The following is a 17,722-nucleotide window of genomic DNA, read 5'->3' on the forward strand; positions in this document are numbered from 1 at the left end:
AAGTACAGGGCTTCGACAAGCTCAGCCCGAACGGCTCAAAGCGAAATCTACCGGCCCCATTCGAGACCGATCTCGCTATAGATATCGCGGGTATCGCGCCAGTTCGGATCGACCTTGACGTGCAGATAGAGATGTACGGGGGCACCGATCAGGCCGGCCAGTTCCTCGCGCGCCCTGGCGCCGATTTCCTTGATCCGGCTTCCTCCCTTACCGAGGATAATGGCCTTTTGCGTCTCGCGCTCGACAAGTATCTGCTGGTGGATCTCCAGCGAGCCGTCTTTGCGCTCGTCATATTTCTCGGTCATCACCACGCTGGCATAGGGCAGCTCGGCGTGCAGCTGATGGTAAAGCTGTTCGCGGGTGACTTCGGCGGCAAAAAGCCGCTGGCTGACATCGCTGACCTGATCCTCGGGATAATGCCACGGGCCTTCGGGTAGAGTCCTTGCCAGCCAGTCGCGTAGTGGATCGATCCCTTCACCGTTCAGCGCATTGGTGAAGAAGGTCTCATCGGCACCAATCTCCACCGACATTTCCTGCGCCAGCGTCAGCAGTTTCGCCTTGTCGGCGCGGTCGACCTTGTTGAGGATCAGTGCCACCGGACCCTTATGGCCTTCGAGAAAGTCGAGAATCTGTTCATCTGGATGGTGCTTTTTGCGTGCGGCATCACGCATCACCAGTACCACATCGGCACCATCGAGGCTGTCGCGTGCGGCGGCGACCATGGCCCGGTCCATCCGGTCGCGGCCCTCGAAAATCCCCGGTGTATCCAGGATAAGCGCCTGTGTAGCGCCGAGGAGCGCTATTCCGGTCATCCGGGTGCGGGTGGTCTGCGCCTTGGCGCTGGTGATCGCGACCTTCTGGCCGACCAGCTGGTTGACCAGGGTCGATTTGCCGGCATTGGGCGCACCGATCAGGGCGACAGTGCCGCAGCGTGTGGGCATGATCTCGCTCATGTATATTGTTCCAGAAAGGCCTGGGCTGCGGCGGTCTCTGCATCCTGCTTGCTGCGTCCGGTGGCGGTTATTGAGCCGACGGCGTGGATGCTGACTTCGACGGTGAACTGCAGAGCATGGTCGGGGCCGCTGCGATCGAGCAGGGCATAGCTCGGGGTGGCACGGCGATGCGCCGCCGCCCATTCCTGCAACAGCGATTTGGGATGCTTGTCGGGGGCATCGGCCTTGTCCATGCGCGGCTGCCAATACTGCATGACGAAGCTTTGTGTGGCCTCGATACCGTGATCGAGATAAAGTGCCCCGATCAGTGCCTCCATGACGTCACCCAATATATTGTCGCTGTCACGGCCACCATCATCCCGCGCCTGCTTGCCGAGGATGATATACGGCGCCAGGCCAAGGCCACGTGCGACTTCGGCACAGCTTGCACGCGATACCAGGCGGTTCAACCGCGTCGACAATTGGCCTTCGGGCTCCTCTGGGAACTGGCGATATAATGCATCCGCAATGATGACGCCGAGCACCCGGTCGCCAAGAAATTCCAGCCGTTGATAATCGGCGGTCTTTGCCGCGCTGCCATGGGTAAAGGCGGTAGTATAGAGTCGGTTATCGCCGACCGGGGCCGGCAGCATGTCCTCGAGAAAAGCCAGCAGTGTCTGCTCGCTCAAAAGCCTTCTCCGATACGATCCCAGCGCGCGGCTGAGAACCATGTCCAGGGCAGCAGCCATGAAGCCGAGCCATCGGTCGAAAATACAGTGAAAGCAGCGCGGCCAACCAGATTTTCCTGCGGTACAAAGCCGATCCCCTGTCCGGCGATCTGCGGAAAGCGGCTGTCCTGGCTACGGTCGCGATTATCACCCATCAGGAACATATGTCCCTCGGGCACGGTATAGATATCGCTATTGTCAGGAAATCCAATATTCTGAAGATCAAGCACATCATAGCTACGACCATTTGGCAGGGTTTCGCGATAGCGCGGATAGCGGCATTGCAGGCTGCCATCGGCGGCAATCTCTTCGAATTGCTTGGTATAGCAGGGTGATTGGCCATTGGCCGCAATCATGTTCGGAGTCACCGGAATGACGAAATCGACCAGTCGGCTACGCGGTACGGGAGTGCCATTGAGCACAATCCCGCCATTGACGATCTGTACCGTATCGCCGGGCAGGCCGATGACCCGCTTGATATAATCCTCTTCGTTACTGGGCGGTGCCTTGAAAACCACCACATCGCCGCGCTCTGGCTGGCTGGCAAATATCCGCCCCGGGATAAGTGGCAGCGAAAAGGGGAGGCTGTATTTGCTATAGCCGTAGGACCATTTGCTGACGAAGAGATAATCGCCGATCAGCAGCCGCGGCTGCATCGATTCCGACGGGATATTGAATGGCGAGAAAATAAAACTGCGAAAGATCAGTATGACGATCAGCAATTTGGCGAGAAACTTGAGAAAATCGCCCCATTCTTCCTTGTTTTCATCAGCCGCATTGTCGGTCGCTTCTGCGGTTTTGACGCTATTGTCGGTCATTTATCGGCCCTTGTTGACTTTGTGGACGCTTTGGCGGCATGGCTCGGCAAGGTCAAGCGGTGTCATGGCCATATAAGGCTTAGACAATGGCTGGCAGGAGGAAGCTATGACGGAATCATTTGCGGACTGGCTCGATAAAACCGCTTCGGACCCGCCGCGTATCGAGACGCTGTTCGCTGATAATCCCGACAGGCTTTCGCAGCTTTCCATCGCAGCCGATTGCGGTGATGCGACGCTCTATTTCGATTTCAGCAAAACCCATCTGACCGATGATATTATCGCCCGATTCGCGGCCAGGGCAGAAGATATCGGCATGGCACCGGCGCGTGACCAGCTATTGAGCGGCGATATCGTCAATCCCACCGAGCAGCGCGCTGCTGAACATAGCGCCGAACGCGGCACCGGTTCGCCCGAAGCGGTCGAACGCGCCTATGCCCTGCACCAGCGTGCCTATGCACTGGCCTCGGCGATTCAGGCTGGTGCTTTTGGGCCGATACGGCACCTCATTCACATCGGCATTGGCGGTTCGGCGCTGGGGCCGGAACTGCTGTGTGATGCGCTGGCGCGCGAGGAAGCACAATGCGATGTGCATATCGTCTCCAATGTCGATGGCGCGGCGCTGGCCGAGGCCATGGAGGCCTGCGATCCGGCGGCGACGATGATCGCCATTGCCTCGAAAACCTTCACCACAACCGAGACATTGCGCAATGCCGACAGCGCCGTCACCTGGCTGAAACAGCAGGGTATCGATGATCCCTATGGCCGCTGCATCGCGCTTACCGCATCGCCGGAAAAAGCCAGTGAATGGGGCATTGATGATGCCCGCATCCTGCCTTTTTCCGAAAGCGTTGGCGGTCGCTACTCCTTATGGTCGTCAATCGGTTTCCCGCTGATGCTGGCAGCGGGGCAGGAGGCGTTTGATGCACTGCTCGCCGGTGCTGCCGCCATGGATCAACATTTTCGTGATGCGCCATTTGCCAGGAATGCGCCGCTGCTAGCCGCCTGTGTCGATCAATATTATGCGCGCGGAGCAGGGGCGCAGACTCGCGCGGTGTTTGCCTATGACGAGCGGTTGCGGCTGCTGCCTGCCTATCTTCAGCAGTTGGAAATGGAGAGTAACGGCAAATCGGCGACACTGCATGGCGATACCGTGACCGCAGCAACTGCGCCAATCAGCTGGGGCGGGGTGGGTACCGATGCGCAACATGCGGTGTTCCAGCTCTTGCATCAGGGTAGCCACATCCTGCCTGTCGAATTTGTCGCCAGCGCCGAGCCGGGACATGATCTTGACCCTGAGCATCATGCAATCCTGCTGTCCAACTGCTTTGCCCAGGGCGCGGCGCTGATGCAGGGCAGGGCATCGGATGATCCGCATCGCCATTATGACGGCGACCGCCCCTCCACAACCATTTTACTCGACGATGTTTCACCCGCTGCTATAGGAGCGCTTATCGCCTTTTATGAACATCGCGTTTTCGCCAACGCAGTGTTTTTCGGCATCAATCCCTTTGATCAGTTCGGTGTTGAATTGGGGAAAAGCATCGCCAAGTCCATTTCTGCACAGGGTGCCGGGGAGTTTGATCCATCGACACAGGCGCTGCTCGATCGCGTTGGATTGCGATAGCACGCAGCGGATAAAGGAACCCAGATTATGAGTGATTTCGACTATGATCTTTTCGTCATTGGCGCCGGCTCGGGCGGTGTCCGTGCCGCCCGCGTTTCGGCCTCTTTCGGTGCCAAAGTCGCTGTAGCCGAAGAGTATCGCGTCGGCGGCACCTGCGTCATTCGTGGCTGTGTACCCAAGAAGATGCTGGTCTACGGCTCGCATTTTTCCGAAGAGCTGGAAGATGGCAAAAATTTTGGCTGGACCTGGGATAATGCCAGGTTCGACTGGCACACATTGCGCGACCATGTGCTCAAGGATGTCGACCGGCTCAACAGCGCCTATACCGACACGCTGAACAATCATGATGTCGAGATCATACTCGAGCGCGCAGAGGTTGCCGGGCCAAATCAGGTTAAGCTGGCGGGCGGCAAGACTGTCACCGCCAAATATATCCTGATTGCCACCGGTGCCTGGCCGGTTGTTCCGGAATTTCCGGGCAGTGAACATATGTCTACATCGAACGAGATGTTCCATCTCGAGAAGCTGCCTGAAACCGTCATCATTTCAGGCGGTGGTTATATCGCCAATGAGTTTGCCGGTATTTTCAACGGGCTGGGCAGCGAGGTGTTCGTTGTCAATCGCTCCGATGTGATCCTGCGCGGCTATGATGAAAGTCTGCGCGATCGCCTGCTGCAGATCGGCATGAGCAAGGGCATCAACTATCGCTTCAACTGCACCTTCGACAAGATCGAGAAGCGCGAAGATGGCGCGCTCGATGTCTATATGGATGGCCGGGATCGCCCGGTCATTGCCGATGTCGTGCTTGCCGCTACCGGCCGCCGCCCGAAAATTGACGGGCTCGGTCTGGAAAATGCCGGAGTCGAGATTGATGACAAGGGCGCGATCAAGGTCGATGAATATAGTCGGACCAACGTCGAAAGCATCTACGCTGTGGGCGATGTTACCAACCGGGTGCAGTTGACGCCAGTCGCCATCCGCGAAGGCCAGGCCTTTGCCGAGACAGTGTTCAACAACAATCCCAAGACTGTCGATTATGGCTGTATTCCCTCGGCGGTGTTCTCGCAGCCACCCATTGCTTCGGTCGGCCTGACCGAAGGCGAAGCGCGCAACAAATATGGTAATATCCGGGTCTATTCCTCGGATTTCCGTGCTATGCGCAATGTTTTTGCCGACCGGCACGAGCGCAGCCTGTATAAGATGGTTGTCGAGCATCCAAGCGGCAAGATCCTCGGCCTGCACATGATCGGCCCGGATGCACCGGAGATTTTGCAGGCAGCCGCAGTGGCGGTGAAAGCCGGACTGACCAAGGATGATTTCGATGCCACCGTGGCGTTGCATCCGAGCATGGCGGAAGAGCTTGTATTGCTGAAGTAATACAGTATAACAGGTGGCGACAATTACAGGAAAGGATGTCGCCACCATGATCGAATTGCTGTTTGCCGCGATGATGCCGGCACAGGTTGCCGCGCAACAGCCGGAACTCGACCCGCGCAAGCCCGATATTGTCACCTTCGGTGCGTCAACCGAAGAAATGATGACACAGCTCGAAGGTCTGTGCACCGCTATCGAGCTACGGCAATTCGATCCGCCACGCATTCCACTGGCCAAGGAATCACACAGTCAGATTGACTGTCAGGGCTTCGATTTTCTTGGTCGCCCGCGTCTTGCTGAATTCGTCTTCGCCGATGATGCGCTGCACATTGTCTGGATATTGGTAGAGCCGGGTGAAAAAGACGCGATCATTGCCGCGATGCGATCAACCTATGGCAGCGATGGCCAAAGTGTAAAAGCTGCGATCGGCTTCCCCGAATATCGCACCGCATGGCGTCATGAACCCGCCGAACTGCTGTTCTATTCCGAAACGGTGGCACCGATGTTCGAGGCGCGCCTGAAACAGCCGCAAGCCGAATAGACCGACTGCACCACGGCATCCTTCCGACATTGCCAATTGCCCTAGCGCCTCATAAGCTAGACAAAACGCAATGGAGAGGCGCTTATGACGGGCAGGGCACTGGTAACCGGCGGCACGGGCTATATTGGCGGTGAACTGATCGACCAGCTGCTGCACAAGGGCTGGCAGGTCAACACCACCGTCCGTTCAAAAGCAAAAAGCGAAGACCGGCTGCACCAGCGCTGGTCCGATGCCGGTGACAGGCTGCAGATATTCGAGGCTGATCTGATGTCCGATGCGGGCTGGTCCGAGGCCAATCAGGGCTGCAGCCATGTCGCGCATGTCGCATCGCCCTTTCCGATGGCGGTGCCAAAAAATGCCGATGAGCTGATCATCCCGGCACGCGAAGGCACATTGCGCGCCTTGCGTTTTGCCAGGGATGCCGGTGTCACCCGCTTTGTCCAGACAAGTTCAGCGGCAGCCATTGCCTATGGCCATGGCGGAGCGAAGACGCATTTTGACCAGAATGACTGGACCAATCTCAACGCGCCCGGTGTTGCGCCCTATATCCAGTCCAAAACCGTTGCTGAACGCGCGGCGCGTGACTGGGTCGCCGAAAATGCGCCGGATATGCTGTTCTGCTCGGTTAATCCGGTGGCCGTGCTCGGTCCGGTCGAGAATGATGATCTCTCCACCTCTATCGAGATGGTCAAGAAGCTGATGGATGGCTCGATCCCGCTTATCCCCAATATGGGCATTGGCGTGGTTGATGTGCGCGATGTTGCCAAGGCGCATGTGCTGGCGCTCGAGGCTGCGGCGGAAAAGGTCCGGGGTGAGCGTTTCCCGGCCAGCCAGAGCTTCTTGTGGATGGCCGATATGGCCGAAACCCTGCGTCGGCGGGTGCCTGAATATGCGAAAAAAGTACCCAGCGGCAACATGCCCGATTTCCTGGTAAAGTTGCTCGCCCTGTTCATGGAAGAGATGAAGCAGGTCAAGGGAGAGCTTGGCAATTTGCGCGATGTTGACGGCACTCATACCACCCGAACCCTGGGCTTTGACTATATCCCGGCTGAACAGTCGATAGAGGACACGGCGCGTAGTCTGGTGGCGCATGGCATCATAAAAGGCTGACAAGTCTTGCCAGCTATCTGGCCGAACCTTATCGCAGCATCATAAATCCGGTAAACAAGAGGATGCATTTATGCAGGACATTATCGAGGCGCTGGAAGCCAAGCGCGAGGCAGCGCATATGGGCGGTGGTCAGAAACGGATCGACGCCCAGCACGCCAAGGGCAAGCTGACCGCGCGCGAGCGTGTCGATATCCTGCTCGATCCGGACAGCTTTGAAGAGCTGGACCAATATGTCGAGCATAATTGCACCGATTTCGGCATGGCGGACCAGAAGATACCGGGCGATGGAGTGGTCACCGGATCGGGCACGATCAATGGCCGTCTGGTCTATGTTTTCAGCCAGGATTTCACGGTGTTCGGCGGCTCGCTCTCCGAGCGCCATGCAGAGAAAATCTGCAAGGTGATGGACATGGCAATGAAGGTCGGCGCGCCGGTGATTGGCCTGAATGACTCTGGCGGCGCGCGGATTCAGGAAGGTGTGGCATCGCTCGGCGGCTATGCCGAGGTGTTCCAGCGTAATGTGCTCGCCAGCGGTGTTGTGCCGCAACTCTCGCTGATCATGGGACCATGCGCCGGTGGTGCGGTCTATTCTCCCGCCATGACTGACTTTATCTTCATGGTGAAGGACAGCTCATACATGTTCGTCACCGGCCCCGATGTGGTCAAGACGGTGACCAATGAGGTGGTGACGCAGGAAGAACTGGGCGGAGCGGTGACGCACACCACCAAGACCAGCGTCGCCGATGTCGCCTATGACAATGATATCGAGGCACTGTTGGCGGCGCGGCGGATGATTGACTTTCTGCCGCTCTCCAACCGCGAAGACGTCCCCGAACGGCCCACCGCCGATGCCTGGGACCGGATTGAGGACAGCCTCGACACGCTTATCCCCGATAACCCGAACCAGCCCTATGATATGCATGAGCTGATCCGCAAAACGCTCGATGAGGGCGATTTCTTCGAGATACAGCCTGCACATGCGGCCAATATCATCTGCGGTTTTGGCCGGGTCGAAGGGCGCACGGTGGGCGTGGTCGCCAATCAGCCGATGGTGCTCGCCGGATGCCTTGATATCGGTGCATCGAAAAAGGCCGGGCGCTTTGTCCGCTTCTGCGATGCCTTCGATATTCCGATCATCACCTTTGTCGATGTGCCGGGCTTTCTGCCGGGCACGGCGCAGGAATATGGCGGCATTATCAAGCACGGCGCGAAGCTGCTCTTCGCCTATGCCGAGGCGACGGTGCCGAAAATCACTGTCATCACCCGCAAAGCCTATGGCGGCGCCTATGATGTGATGGCGTCAAAACATCTGCGCGGCGATCTGAACTATGCCTGGCCCAGCGCCGAAATCGCGGTGATGGGCGCGAAGGGCGCGGTGGAGATTATCTTCCGCAAGGAGATGGGTGACCCCGACAAGATCGCCGAGCGCACCAAGGAATATGAAGACCGCTTTGCCAACCCGTTTGTCGCTGCGTCAAAGGGCTTTATCGACGAGGTGATTATGCCGCATTCCACGCGAAAGCGGATTGCGCTGGGGTTACGCAAGCTGCGGAACAAGCAGCTGGAGAACCCCTGGAAGAAGCATGATAATATTCCGTTGTGATTAATACCAATCGTCATTGCGAGGGTAGCGAAGCAATCCAGAGCCGCTAGCGCCGTGCCCTGCTGCTCTGGATTGCCACGTCGCTTCGCTCCTCGCAATGACGGATTGAGAGAGCATTTCGTGAAGCATCCTTACGTTTATATGATGGCTAATAGGCGGAATGGCGCGGTTTATACTGGTGTCACTTCCGATCTTCCTAAACGTGTTTATCAGCATCGCGAGGGATTGGTGGAGGGTTATACCAAACGCTATGGGTGCAAGATGCTTGTTTGGTATGAGCAGCATGAAACCATAGAAACAGCTATTTTGCGTGAAAAGCAGATCAAAGGTGGCTCGCGGCGTAAAAAGCTGGAATTGATCGAAGCCCTCAACCCTCAATGGAAAGATTTATACGATGACATTCTATAAGTCCGTCATTGCGAGCGAAGCGAAGCAATCCAGGGTGTTACGGGATTGCTCTGGATTGCCGCGTCGCCTCCGGCTCCTCGCAATGACGCTGCGGGAAGTGCAATAAATGCCCTCAGGACTAGTCGCCCTTCTTGATGACGTCGCCGCTATAGCCAAAGCAGCCGCTGCCTCTGTCGATGACGCCGCAGCAATGGCGAAGGTCGCGGCGGCGTCTGCCGATGATATCGGCGCCGCCGCCGCGCGGGCGGGGACCAAGACCGCCGGGGTGGTGATTGACGATGCGGCGGTTACGCCGAGCTATGTCACCGGCTTTTCCCCGGCGCGCGAATTGCCGTTGATCTGGCGTATCGCCAAAGGCTCATTCTTCAACAAGCTGGTGATCCTTTTGCCGATCGCGGTGCTGCTCGGCCAGTTTGCGCCGTTTCTGATTCCGGTGATCCTGATTATCGGCGGGCTGTTCCTGAGCTATGAGGCGGCGGAGAAAGTTCTCGAGCTGTTCCATGTTGACGAGAGCAATGTCCGTGACAAACCGGCGGTGGTGGTGGGTCCGGAGCGCGAAGAAGCCATGGCCGCCGGCGCGATCCGCACCGACCTGATCCTCTCGGCCGAGATCATGGCGATTGCGCTCTCCGAAGTCGCCGAGGAAGTCTGGTGGCAACAGGCGCTGGTGCTGGCGCTGATCGGCGTGGTGATTACCGTCGTCGTCTATGGCGCGGTGGCGCTGATCGTCAAAATGGACGATTTCGGGCTGCACCTTGCCAAGACGCGCACCAATGGCATGGCCGCTTTCGGTCGCGGACTGGTGCTGTTCATGCCCAAATTGCTGACCACCATTTCGATTGTCGGCACGCTGGCCATGGCCTGGGTCGGCGGCGGCCTGCTGGTGCATAATGCCGCGGTGCTGGGCTGGCATGGGCCCGAGCATTGGATCGAAGGGGTGGGCCACTGGTTTTCCAATATCGCACCTGCAGGTGCGACAGGCCTGATCGAATGGCTTGTCTTTGCGGTGCTCTCCGGCGTAATCGCTATCGCCATAGGTGCGGTAATCGCGCCGATTGTGCACCGGCTGATCCCGCACGGACCGACCCAAGAGGAAGAACAGACCGCATGAAACTCGGACCGCTAAACCATGTCGGCGTCGCCACGCCGTCCATTCCCGACAGCATCGCCTTTTACCGCGATGTCATGGGCGCCACCGAAATCCATGAGCCATTCGATATGCCGGCGCAGGGCGTAAAAGTATGCTTTGTCGATACCCCCGGTCAGGACGGCGGCAGAGGCACTCAGATCGAGCTGATCGAACCGCTGGGCGAAGATTCGCCGATCCATGGCTTTCTCAAGACCAATCCCAAAGGCGGCCAGCACCATATGTGCTATGAGGTTCCCGATATTCACGTCGCCAAGGCCGAGTTCGAGGCGATGGGCAAAAAAGTGCTCGGCGAGCCGCGTATCGGCGCGCATGGCACGCTGATCTTCTTCGTCCACCCAAAGGATATGGGCGGGGTCTTGACCGAGATAATGGAAACGCCGAAAGACGCATGAATATCAAATCATCGTCATGCTGAACTTGTTTCAGCATCTCCTGCCAGCAAATGATAATCGATATAGCTTGTGGCCAGATCCTGAAACAAGTTCAGGATGACGAAAATGAGAGAGGAAGCGGATGTCAGACTTTCAAACCATCCTTTATGACCTGACCGACAATATAGCCACCATCACGCTGAACCGTCCGGAGCGGCTCAATGCAGCGCCGCTGGAAATGGCGGACGAGATCAGTGATGCACTGGCCCAGGCAGTGAGTGAAGGCGCGCGCTGCGTGCTGATGACCGGGGCAGGGCGGGCCTTCTGCTCGGGTGCAGATCTTGCCGCTGGTGCTGGCGAAGGCAAGTCGCGCGGCCTGGGTGGCGATGGCGCCAAATACTCGCTCAACTATGCCTATAACCCGATGATGCGGGCGATTGCCGAACTGCCGATTCCGCTCGTCACTGCGGTCAATGGACCGGCTGCCGGTGTCGGCTGTTCCATGGGGTTGGCGGGCGATTTCGTGCTGGCTGCGGAAAGCGCCTATTTCCTGCAGGCGTTCGTCAATATCGGCCTGGTGCCGGACGGCGGTGCAACCTGGATGCTTCCGCGGTTGATTGGCAAGGCACGGGCAATGGAAATGATGATGCTGGGTGAGAAAATCCCGGCGCAGAAAGCCTATGACTGGGGTATGGTCTACGCCGTTGTCGACAATGACGGCCTGATGGACGAAGCGCGGGCATTGGCCAAGCGGCTGGCCGAAGGACCGACCATGGCGCTCGGCCTGATGCGGCGTCTGGCGGTGGACAATCTTGACCGGAGTTATGCCGAGGCGCTCGACGCCGAAGCCAATGCCCAGCGTGATGCGGGCAATAGCGATGATGCCCGCATCGGTGCGGTAGCGTTTTTGAAAAAAGAAAAGGCGCAGTTTACCGGTAAATAGATACAAATACCGTTCGCCCTGAGCTTGTCGAAGGGTCGCACTTTCTCTTGCAAAAAAGAACAGGGCTTCGACAGGCTCAGCCCGAACGGTTATTAGACAAATATGACAGACAAACCGACTCTCGATGACTGGAAGGTCCTTAAAACCAAGGAAGTGAAGGGCCGCGCTTTGGGCTGGGATACGCCCGAGGGTATCCATGTCAAACCGCTTTATACCGGCGAGGATGCTCCCGATCCCGGGTTTCCCGGTTTTGCGCCCTATACCCGTGGTGTGAAGGCCAGCATGTATGCCGGGCGGCCCTGGACCATCCGGCAATATGCCGGTTTCTCGACCGCTGAAGAGTCCAACGCCTTTTACCGCCGTAATCTCGCCGCCGGGCAGAAGGGCTTGTCTGTCGCTTTCGATCTCGCCACCCATCGCGGCTATGACAGCGACCATGAGCGGGTCACGGGCGATGTCGGCAAGGCGGGTGTTGCCATCGACACGCTGGCCGATATGCAGATATTGTTCGACCAGATTCCGCTCGACAAAATGTCGGTCTCGATGACGATGAACGGCGCGGTGATCCCCTGTCTCGCCTTTTACATCGTCGCTGCAGAAGAGCAGGGCGTGGCGCAGGATCAGCTTTCGGGCACGATCCAGAACGACATCCTCAAAGAGTTTATGGTGCGCAACACCTATATCTATCCCCCTGCGCCCTCGATGCGGATTATCGCCGATATCATCGCCTATACCGCTGAGCATATGCCGCGCTTCAACTCGATTTCGATTTCCGGCTATCATATGCATGAGGCTGGTGCGACGGCGGTACAGGAGCTGGCCTACACCCTTGCTGACGGCAAGGAATATGTGAAAGCTGCGCTCGATCGCGGCATGGATATCGACGCCTTTGCAGGACGGCTCAGCTTCTTTTTCGGCATCGGCATGAACTTCTTCATGGAAGTCGCCAAGCTGCGTGCGGCGCGGACGCTGTGGTCGAAGATTATCGCCGATTTTGGCGGCAATGCCCGCAGCCAGATGCTGCGCACCCATTGCCAGACCAGCGGTGTCTCGCTGACCGAGCAGGACCCCTATAACAATATCATCCGCACCACCATTGAGGCGATGGCCGCGACCTTTGGCGGCACCCAGAGCCTGCACACCAACAGCTTTGATGAGGCGATTGCCTTGCCCACCGATTTCTCGGCACGACTGGCGCGTAACACCCAGCTGATCCTGCAGGAAGAGACCGGCATGACCAATGTCGTCGATCCGCTGGGCGGCAGCTATTATATCGAGGCACTGACCAACGAGCTGGTCGAGAAAGCCGAAGCGCTGATTGCTGAAACCGATGCCACAGGGGGCATGACCGAGGCGATTGCCAGTGGCTTGCCGAAACAGCGCATCGAGGAATCCGCCGCCGCGCGTCAGGCGCGGGTCGACAAGGGCGAGGACGTTATTGTCGGGGTCAATAAATATCGGCTTGAGGACGAACCACCGGTCGATATTCTCGAAATCGACAATGCCAAGGTGCGTGCCGAACAGATCAAGCGCATCGAAAAGACGCGCGCCGAACGCGACGAGGTCAAGGCGCAGGCGGCACTGACAGCGATTACCGAAGGCGCGAAGGCCGATGGCAATATGCTGGGCCTGGCGGTGGAAGCGGCGCGGGCGCGTTGCACTTTGGGTGAGATCAGCACGGCGATGGAAGCTGTTTTCGGTCGCTATGCCACCCAGCCAAATCCTGTGCGCGGTATTTATGGAGCGGCGCATGACAATGACGCGCGCTATGCGCAGGTTGTCGATGCGGTGCAAAGCATCACAGCGCGCAATGGCATGGCACCGAAGATCATGGTCGCCAAAATGGGGCAGGATGGCCATGACCGCGGCGCAAATGTTGTCGCCTCGGCCTTTACCGATATGGGCTTTGAGGTTGTCTCCGGCCCATTGTTCCAGACGCCGCAGGAAACCATGGAACTGGCGATTGCCGAAGATGTCGATGCCATTGGCGCATCCAGCCTCGCCGCCGGACACAATACACTGATCCCCGAGCTGATCGCGAGGCTGAAGGAAGCGGGGCGCGGCGATATCAAGGTTTTTGCCGGTGGCGTGATCCCGCAACAGGATTATCAGCATCTGCGCGACAATGGTGTGGTCGGCATTTATGGTCCCGGCTCGAATATCGTCGAATGCGCCGCCGATGTGCTGCGGCTGTTGGGCCACAATATGCCGCCGCCCGATAGTGAAACGCGGGAAGCGGCCGAGTGAAGCGTCTCGCCGCCCTCTGTGCTGTTACGCTGTTGGTGCCGGTGGGTTCGGCAGCGGCGCAGACAGGACAGGAGCCGGTGCAGGATGAGGAGTCGGAAGCCCGGATAATGCTTTCCCCCGATATGACCGCCAGCGACATGGTCGACATTTTCCGCGATTTCTGCTTCGCGCCATTCCCCTCGGAGACCGACTTTCGCCGCGCCATGGAGGACAATGTCCATGGTCTTTCGCGGGATCGCAACTCGCGTGCGCCGTGGCGCTGGGACAATGGAGCGGTCAGGGTCGACTATGTGACGCCGGCTATGGCGCGTGGCGCAATGCCGGCGCCGCAATGCGCGGTTGCCACCACCATTGCCACCGCGCCCGACCACCTTTCCATAGCCGGGAGTATCAACCGCAAACTGCTGATCGGCAATGGCGAATCTTCTGGTCGCCGCGGCCGAAATACGACTATATGGACCTTTGAAAATGAAGCAGGGGAGCATCTTCGCATCTTCTTCAAAAGCAGCCCCGATGGCAAAGGCCGGCTGATGGCGCGGCTGATTGTCATGCGATTGCCCGAATATGTGTCGGAGACCCTGTAAAGCCCGGCAGAACACAGAAAGAGCAAAATGAAAACTAACTGGACCCGCGCGGAAATTGCAGAGCTGTTCGATCTGCCCTTCACCGAATTGCTGTTCCGCGCCGCTACTTTGCACCGTGAATACCATGCGTCGGATGAGGTCCAGCTATGCACGCTGTTGTCGATCAAGACTGGCGGTTGCCCTGAAGATTGCGGCTATTGCTCGCAATCGGTCCATGCCGATAGCGGGGTGGAAGCTACCAAACTGATGGACGTCCGCGCGATCCTGCAAATGGCGGCGCAAGCCAAGGACAATGGCTCGCAGCGTTTCTGCATGGGTGCGGCGTGGCGCAACCCCAAGGACCGCGACATGCCGGCGATTGTCGAGATCGTCAAAGGCGTGCGCGATATGGGGCTGGAGACCTGCATGACGCTGGGCATGCTGACGCGTAAACAGGCGGATATGCTGGCCGAGGCGGGACTGGACTATTATAATCACAATATCGACAGCTCACCCGAATATTATGAGCGGGTGATTTCGACCCGCAAATTTGATGAGCGCATCGAAACGCTGGAGCATGTGCGCGACAGTGGCATCAATGTCTGTTCCGGCGGCATTGTTGGTATGGGCGAGACGCGTGATGACCGCGTCGGCTTTATCCATACGCTGGCCACACTGCCCCAACATCCCGAAAGCGTGCCGGTCAACGCGCTGGTGCCGGTCAAGGGCACGGTGCTGGGCGATATGCTCGCCGATACGCCGCTGGCCAAGATTGACGATATCGAATTTGTCCGCACCGTTGCGGTGGCGCGGATCACCATGCCCATGTCGATGGTTCGCCTCAGCGCAGGCCGCGAAAGCATGAGCGAGGCAACACAGGCGCTGTGCTTTATGGCAGGCGCGAACTCGATCTTTACCGGCGACAAGCTGCTCACCGCACCCAATGCCGGGGATGACAGTGATGCGGAATTGTTTGCGAAGCTGGGACTAAAGGCGCTGCAGGGTGAGGAGCCTATGCGTGCGGAGAAACTAGAGCAGGTAGTTGAAGCCGCAGAGTGATGAGCAAGCAGAAAGGGACTATGCCAGCTTGGGCGCATTTATTGCTACAGCTATTACTCCTTGCTGGTGTTTTTTGGGGACTATTAAGCCTATACGTGTGGTCGATGGGCCCATGCCCCGCATTTTCTTCTAGTACAGATTGTAATTGGAGCGACGCTAGGAGATTTTGGTTCTTTCCTGGATCGCAGATCCTGTTCATAATCTCATTCTTTCTCTTTGCGAAATTGCTTAGAAAGTTGACCGTGAAATGACTTTCAAAAAAATCCTGATCGCCAATCGCGGCGAAATCGCCTGCCGCGTCATCCGCACCGCCAAAAAAATGGGTATCGCCACAGTCGCGGTCTATTCCGATGCCGATGCACGCAGTCCGCATGTCGAGATGGCGGATGAGGCGGTGCATCTGGGGCCGCCGCCTGCTGCGGAATCCTATCTGCTCGCCGACAAGATCATTCAGGCCTGCAAGGACACCGGCGCAGAGGCGGTGCATCCGGGCTATGGCTTTCTCTCCGAGCGTGAAAGCTTTGCCAAGGCGCTGGCGGAGAATGACATCGCCTTTATCGGCCCGCCGGCCAACGCCATCGCCGCGATGGGCGACAAGATTGAATCGAAGAAACTGGCGCGTGAGGCCGGGGTCAATATCGTGCCTGGCTATGTCGGCGAGATTGACGACACCGAGCATGCGGTGAAAATCGCCAATGATATTGGCTATCCGGTGATGATGAAGGCCAGCGCCGGCGGCGGCGGCAAGGGTATGCGGCTCGCCTGGTCCGAAGCGGATGTGCGTGAGGGCTTTGAGGCGACCAAGCGCGAGGGGCTGAACAGCTTTGGCGATGACCGGGTGTTTATCGAGAAATTTATCGAGCAGCCGCGCCATATCGAAATTCAGGTGCTGGGCGATCAGCATGGCAATACGCTCTATCTCGGCGAGCGCGAATGTTCGATCCAGCGACGACATCAGAAAGTGGTTGAGGAAGCACCATCGCCCTTTGTTGACCCGGACATGCGCAAGGCGATGGGTGAACAGGCGGTGGCTCTTGCCAAGGCGGTTGGCTATTATAGCGCAGGGACGGTTGAGCTGATCGTTGGTGCCGACAAGAGCTTCTACTTTCTCGAAATGAACACAAGACTTCAGGTCGAGCATCCGGTGACTGAACAGATTACCGGGCTTGATCTGGTCGAGCAGATGATCCGCGTCGCGGCAGGCGAGAAGCTGGCGCTCACCCAGGATGATGTGACGCTGACGGGCTGGGCAGTCGAGAATCGTGTCTATGCCGAAGACCCCTATCGCGGCTTCTTGCCGTCCATCGGGCGTCTGGTGCGCTATCAGCCGCCGGAAGCGAAAGATGGTGTACGTGTCGATGATGGTGTTACCGAAGGCGGCGAAGTCTCTATCTATTACGACCCGATGATTGCCAAACTCATTACATGGGCCGAAACGCGCGAGGCGGCGATTGATGCGCAGATTGATGCACTCGACCGCTTTGTCATCGAGGGGCTTGGCCATAATCTCGATTTCCTCTCTGCAGTAATGCAGCATGAGCGTTTCCGCTCGGGCGATATCAGCACAGCCTTTATCGCCGAGGAATATCCCGAGGGCTTTGAAGGCGCGCCTGCATCGGCCCAGTTGCTGCGCCAGCTCGCGGCGATTGCGGCGTTTATCAAAACCGCCGAAGCCGATCGCGACCTTCGCATTACCGGCCAACTGGGCAAACGGCTGCGGCCGTCATCCGAATGGCAGGTCGTCAGCGGTGATGCGGCGATGGAAGTCACCATTGGCGAGGATGTGATTATCGTCGACGGTACCGAAGTCGATCTCTCCATGGCCTATACGCCAGGCGATGGTTTGGTGGTTGCCGAAGTCGATGGCGCGGAACTGGCGGTTAAAGTGGCGACGTCTGAGATCGGTCTGATGCTGACGACACGCGGCGCGATCCACAAACTGCGGGTGCTGCCCGATCATGTCGCGCGTCATGCGGTGCACATGATCGAAAAAACTCCACCCGACCTCTCCAAGCTGCTCATCTGCCCGATGCCTGGCCTGCTCGTCAAAACCATGGTCACGGAAGGCGACAAGGTCGAGGAAGGTCAGCCGCTTGCCATTGTCGAAGCGATGAAGATGGAGAACATTCTGCGCGCCGAAAAAGCCGCGACCGTGGTTTCGATCAAGGCTGAGGCCGGCGACAGTCTTGCGGTTGACGAAATCATCATGGAGCTGGACTGATCACGGCTAAGCAGGCATTGCAGAATATCC

The 17,722-nt window shown here is 58.0% G+C and carries 16 protein-coding genes; 13 read left to right on the forward strand and 3 right to left on the reverse strand.

Features of this window, described 5'->3' with window-relative positions; all coding sequences use genetic code 11:
- Positions 1 to 47: 47 nt before the first annotated feature.
- Genes era through lepB form a run of 3 tightly spaced genes read right to left on the reverse strand, consistent with a single transcriptional unit; the run spans position 48 to position 2,478 of the window.
- Positions 48 to 953: a GTPase Era gene (gene era, locus AAFX04_06105; GenBank protein ID MEO1044994.1), complete on the reverse strand. Its 906-nt coding sequence runs from the start codon at positions 951 to 953 to the stop codon at positions 48 to 50.
- Positions 950 to 1,585, reverse strand: coding sequence for a ribonuclease III (gene rnc / locus AAFX04_06110; protein MEO1044995.1), 636 nt, complete (start codon positions 1,583 to 1,585; stop codon positions 950 to 952). The genes era and rnc overlap by 4 nt, the downstream gene beginning before the upstream one ends.
- Before the next feature lie 32 nt (positions 1,586 to 1,617).
- Positions 1,618 to 2,478, reverse strand: a complete 861-nt coding sequence (gene lepB, locus AAFX04_06115) for a signal peptidase I (protein ID MEO1044996.1) — start codon at positions 2,476 to 2,478, stop codon at positions 1,618 to 1,620.
- Between the two features lie 106 nt (positions 2,479 to 2,584).
- On the opposite strand from lepB, the gene pgi reads away from it, so the two are divergent.
- The 13 genes from pgi (at position 2,585) to AAFX04_06180 (ending at position 17,692) form a co-directional block, all read left to right on the forward strand.
- The gene (gene pgi, locus AAFX04_06120) at positions 2,585 to 4,102 is read left to right on the forward strand and encodes a glucose-6-phosphate isomerase (GenBank protein MEO1044997.1); all 1,518 of its coding nucleotides are present in this window, start codon (positions 2,585 to 2,587) and stop codon (positions 4,100 to 4,102) included.
- A 27-nt stretch (positions 4,103 to 4,129) separates the two neighbouring features.
- Positions 4,130 to 5,479 (forward strand): glutathione-disulfide reductase, encoded by a 1,350-nt coding sequence (gene gor, locus AAFX04_06125; protein MEO1044998.1) that lies wholly within the window; start codon positions 4,130 to 4,132, stop codon positions 5,477 to 5,479.
- A 46-nt stretch (positions 5,480 to 5,525) separates the two neighbouring features.
- Positions 5,526 to 6,017 (forward strand): hypothetical protein, encoded by a 492-nt coding sequence (locus AAFX04_06130; protein ID MEO1044999.1) that lies wholly within the window; start codon positions 5,526 to 5,528, stop codon positions 6,015 to 6,017.
- An 84-nt stretch (positions 6,018 to 6,101) separates the two neighbouring features.
- The gene (locus tag AAFX04_06135; GenBank protein MEO1045000.1) at positions 6,102 to 7,127 is read left to right on the forward strand and encodes an NAD-dependent epimerase/dehydratase family protein; all 1,026 of its coding nucleotides are present in this window, start codon (positions 6,102 to 6,104) and stop codon (positions 7,125 to 7,127) included.
- A gap of 70 nt (positions 7,128 to 7,197) precedes the next feature.
- Positions 7,198 to 8,730: an acyl-CoA carboxylase subunit beta gene (locus tag AAFX04_06140; protein ID MEO1045001.1), complete on the forward strand. Its 1,533-nt coding sequence runs from the start codon at positions 7,198 to 7,200 to the stop codon at positions 8,728 to 8,730.
- 120 nt (positions 8,731 to 8,850) lie between these two features.
- Positions 8,851 to 9,138: a GIY-YIG nuclease family protein gene (locus AAFX04_06145; GenBank protein ID MEO1045002.1), complete on the forward strand. Its 288-nt coding sequence runs from the start codon at positions 8,851 to 8,853 to the stop codon at positions 9,136 to 9,138.
- A 106-nt stretch (positions 9,139 to 9,244) separates the two neighbouring features.
- Positions 9,245 to 10,249 (forward strand): DUF808 domain-containing protein, encoded by a 1,005-nt coding sequence (locus tag AAFX04_06150; GenBank protein ID MEO1045003.1) that lies wholly within the window; start codon positions 9,245 to 9,247, stop codon positions 10,247 to 10,249.
- Positions 10,246 to 10,680 (forward strand): methylmalonyl-CoA epimerase, encoded by a 435-nt coding sequence (gene mce, locus AAFX04_06155; protein ID MEO1045004.1) that lies wholly within the window; start codon positions 10,246 to 10,248, stop codon positions 10,678 to 10,680. The genes AAFX04_06150 and mce overlap by 4 nt, the downstream gene beginning before the upstream one ends.
- A 121-nt stretch (positions 10,681 to 10,801) precedes the next feature.
- Positions 10,802 to 11,602 (forward strand): enoyl-CoA hydratase-related protein, encoded by an 801-nt coding sequence (locus AAFX04_06160; GenBank protein ID MEO1045005.1) that lies wholly within the window; start codon positions 10,802 to 10,804, stop codon positions 11,600 to 11,602.
- Positions 11,603 to 11,704: 102 nt separating this feature from the next.
- Entirely contained in the window at positions 11,705 to 13,849 is a 2,145-nt protein-coding gene (gene scpA, locus AAFX04_06165) for a methylmalonyl-CoA mutase (GenBank protein MEO1045006.1), read from the forward strand.
- Positions 13,846 to 14,433, forward strand: a complete 588-nt coding sequence (locus AAFX04_06170) for a hypothetical protein (GenBank protein MEO1045007.1) — start codon at positions 13,846 to 13,848, stop codon at positions 14,431 to 14,433. Before scpA ends, AAFX04_06170 begins: the two co-directional genes overlap by 4 nt.
- Positions 14,434 to 14,460: 27 nt before the next feature.
- Complete coding sequence (gene bioB, locus AAFX04_06175) at positions 14,461 to 15,471, forward strand: biotin synthase BioB (protein MEO1045008.1); 1,011 nt, start codon at positions 14,461 to 14,463, stop codon at positions 15,469 to 15,471.
- Between the two features lie 247 nt (positions 15,472 to 15,718).
- On the forward strand, positions 15,719 to 17,692 hold the full coding sequence (locus tag AAFX04_06180; GenBank protein MEO1045009.1) for an acetyl/propionyl/methylcrotonyl-CoA carboxylase subunit alpha: 1,974 nt from the start codon (positions 15,719 to 15,721) through the stop codon (positions 17,690 to 17,692).
- Positions 17,693 to 17,722 lie beyond the last annotated feature (30 nt).

It is taken from the genome of Pseudomonadota bacterium (genome assembly GCA_039818985.1).
Taxonomy (GTDB): Bacteria; Pseudomonadota; Alphaproteobacteria; order Sphingomonadales; family Sphingomonadaceae; genus Alterisphingorhabdus.

Bases quoted from the DNA above. Each gene is read 5' to 3' on its own strand.
- pgi (MEO1044997.1), top strand. From the start codon at position 2,585: ATGACGGAATCATTTGCGGACTGGCTCGATAAAACCGCTTCGGACCCG.
- AAFX04_06130 (MEO1044999.1), top strand. From the start codon at position 5,526: ATGATCGAATTGCTGTTTGCCGCGATGATGCCGGCACAGGTTGCCGCG.
- AAFX04_06180 (MEO1045009.1), top strand. From the start codon at position 15,719: ATGACTTTCAAAAAAATCCTGATCGCCAATCGCGGCGAAATCGCCTGC.
- bioB (MEO1045008.1), top strand. From the start codon at position 14,461: ATGAAAACTAACTGGACCCGCGCGGAAATTGCAGAGCTGTTCGATCTG.
- AAFX04_06160 (MEO1045005.1), top strand. From the start codon at position 10,802: ATGTCAGACTTTCAAACCATCCTTTATGACCTGACCGACAATATAGCC.
- scpA (MEO1045006.1), top strand. From the start codon at position 11,705: ATGACAGACAAACCGACTCTCGATGACTGGAAGGTCCTTAAAACCAAG.
- rnc (MEO1044995.1), bottom strand. From the start codon at position 1,585: ATGCTGCCGGCCCCGGTCGGCGATAACCGACTCTATACTACCGCCTTT.
- AAFX04_06140 (MEO1045001.1), top strand. From the start codon at position 7,198: ATGCAGGACATTATCGAGGCGCTGGAAGCCAAGCGCGAGGCAGCGCAT.
- lepB (MEO1044996.1), bottom strand. From the start codon at position 2,478: ATGACCGACAATAGCGTCAAAACCGCAGAAGCGACCGACAATGCGGCT.
- gor (MEO1044998.1), top strand. From the start codon at position 4,130: ATGAGTGATTTCGACTATGATCTTTTCGTCATTGGCGCCGGCTCGGGC.
- mce (MEO1045004.1), top strand. From the start codon at position 10,246: ATGAAACTCGGACCGCTAAACCATGTCGGCGTCGCCACGCCGTCCATT.
- AAFX04_06135 (MEO1045000.1), top strand. From the start codon at position 6,102: ATGACGGGCAGGGCACTGGTAACCGGCGGCACGGGCTATATTGGCGGT.
- AAFX04_06150 (MEO1045003.1), top strand. From the start codon at position 9,245: ATGCCCTCAGGACTAGTCGCCCTTCTTGATGACGTCGCCGCTATAGCC.
- era (MEO1044994.1), bottom strand. From the start codon at position 953: ATGAGCGAGATCATGCCCACACGCTGCGGCACTGTCGCCCTGATCGGT.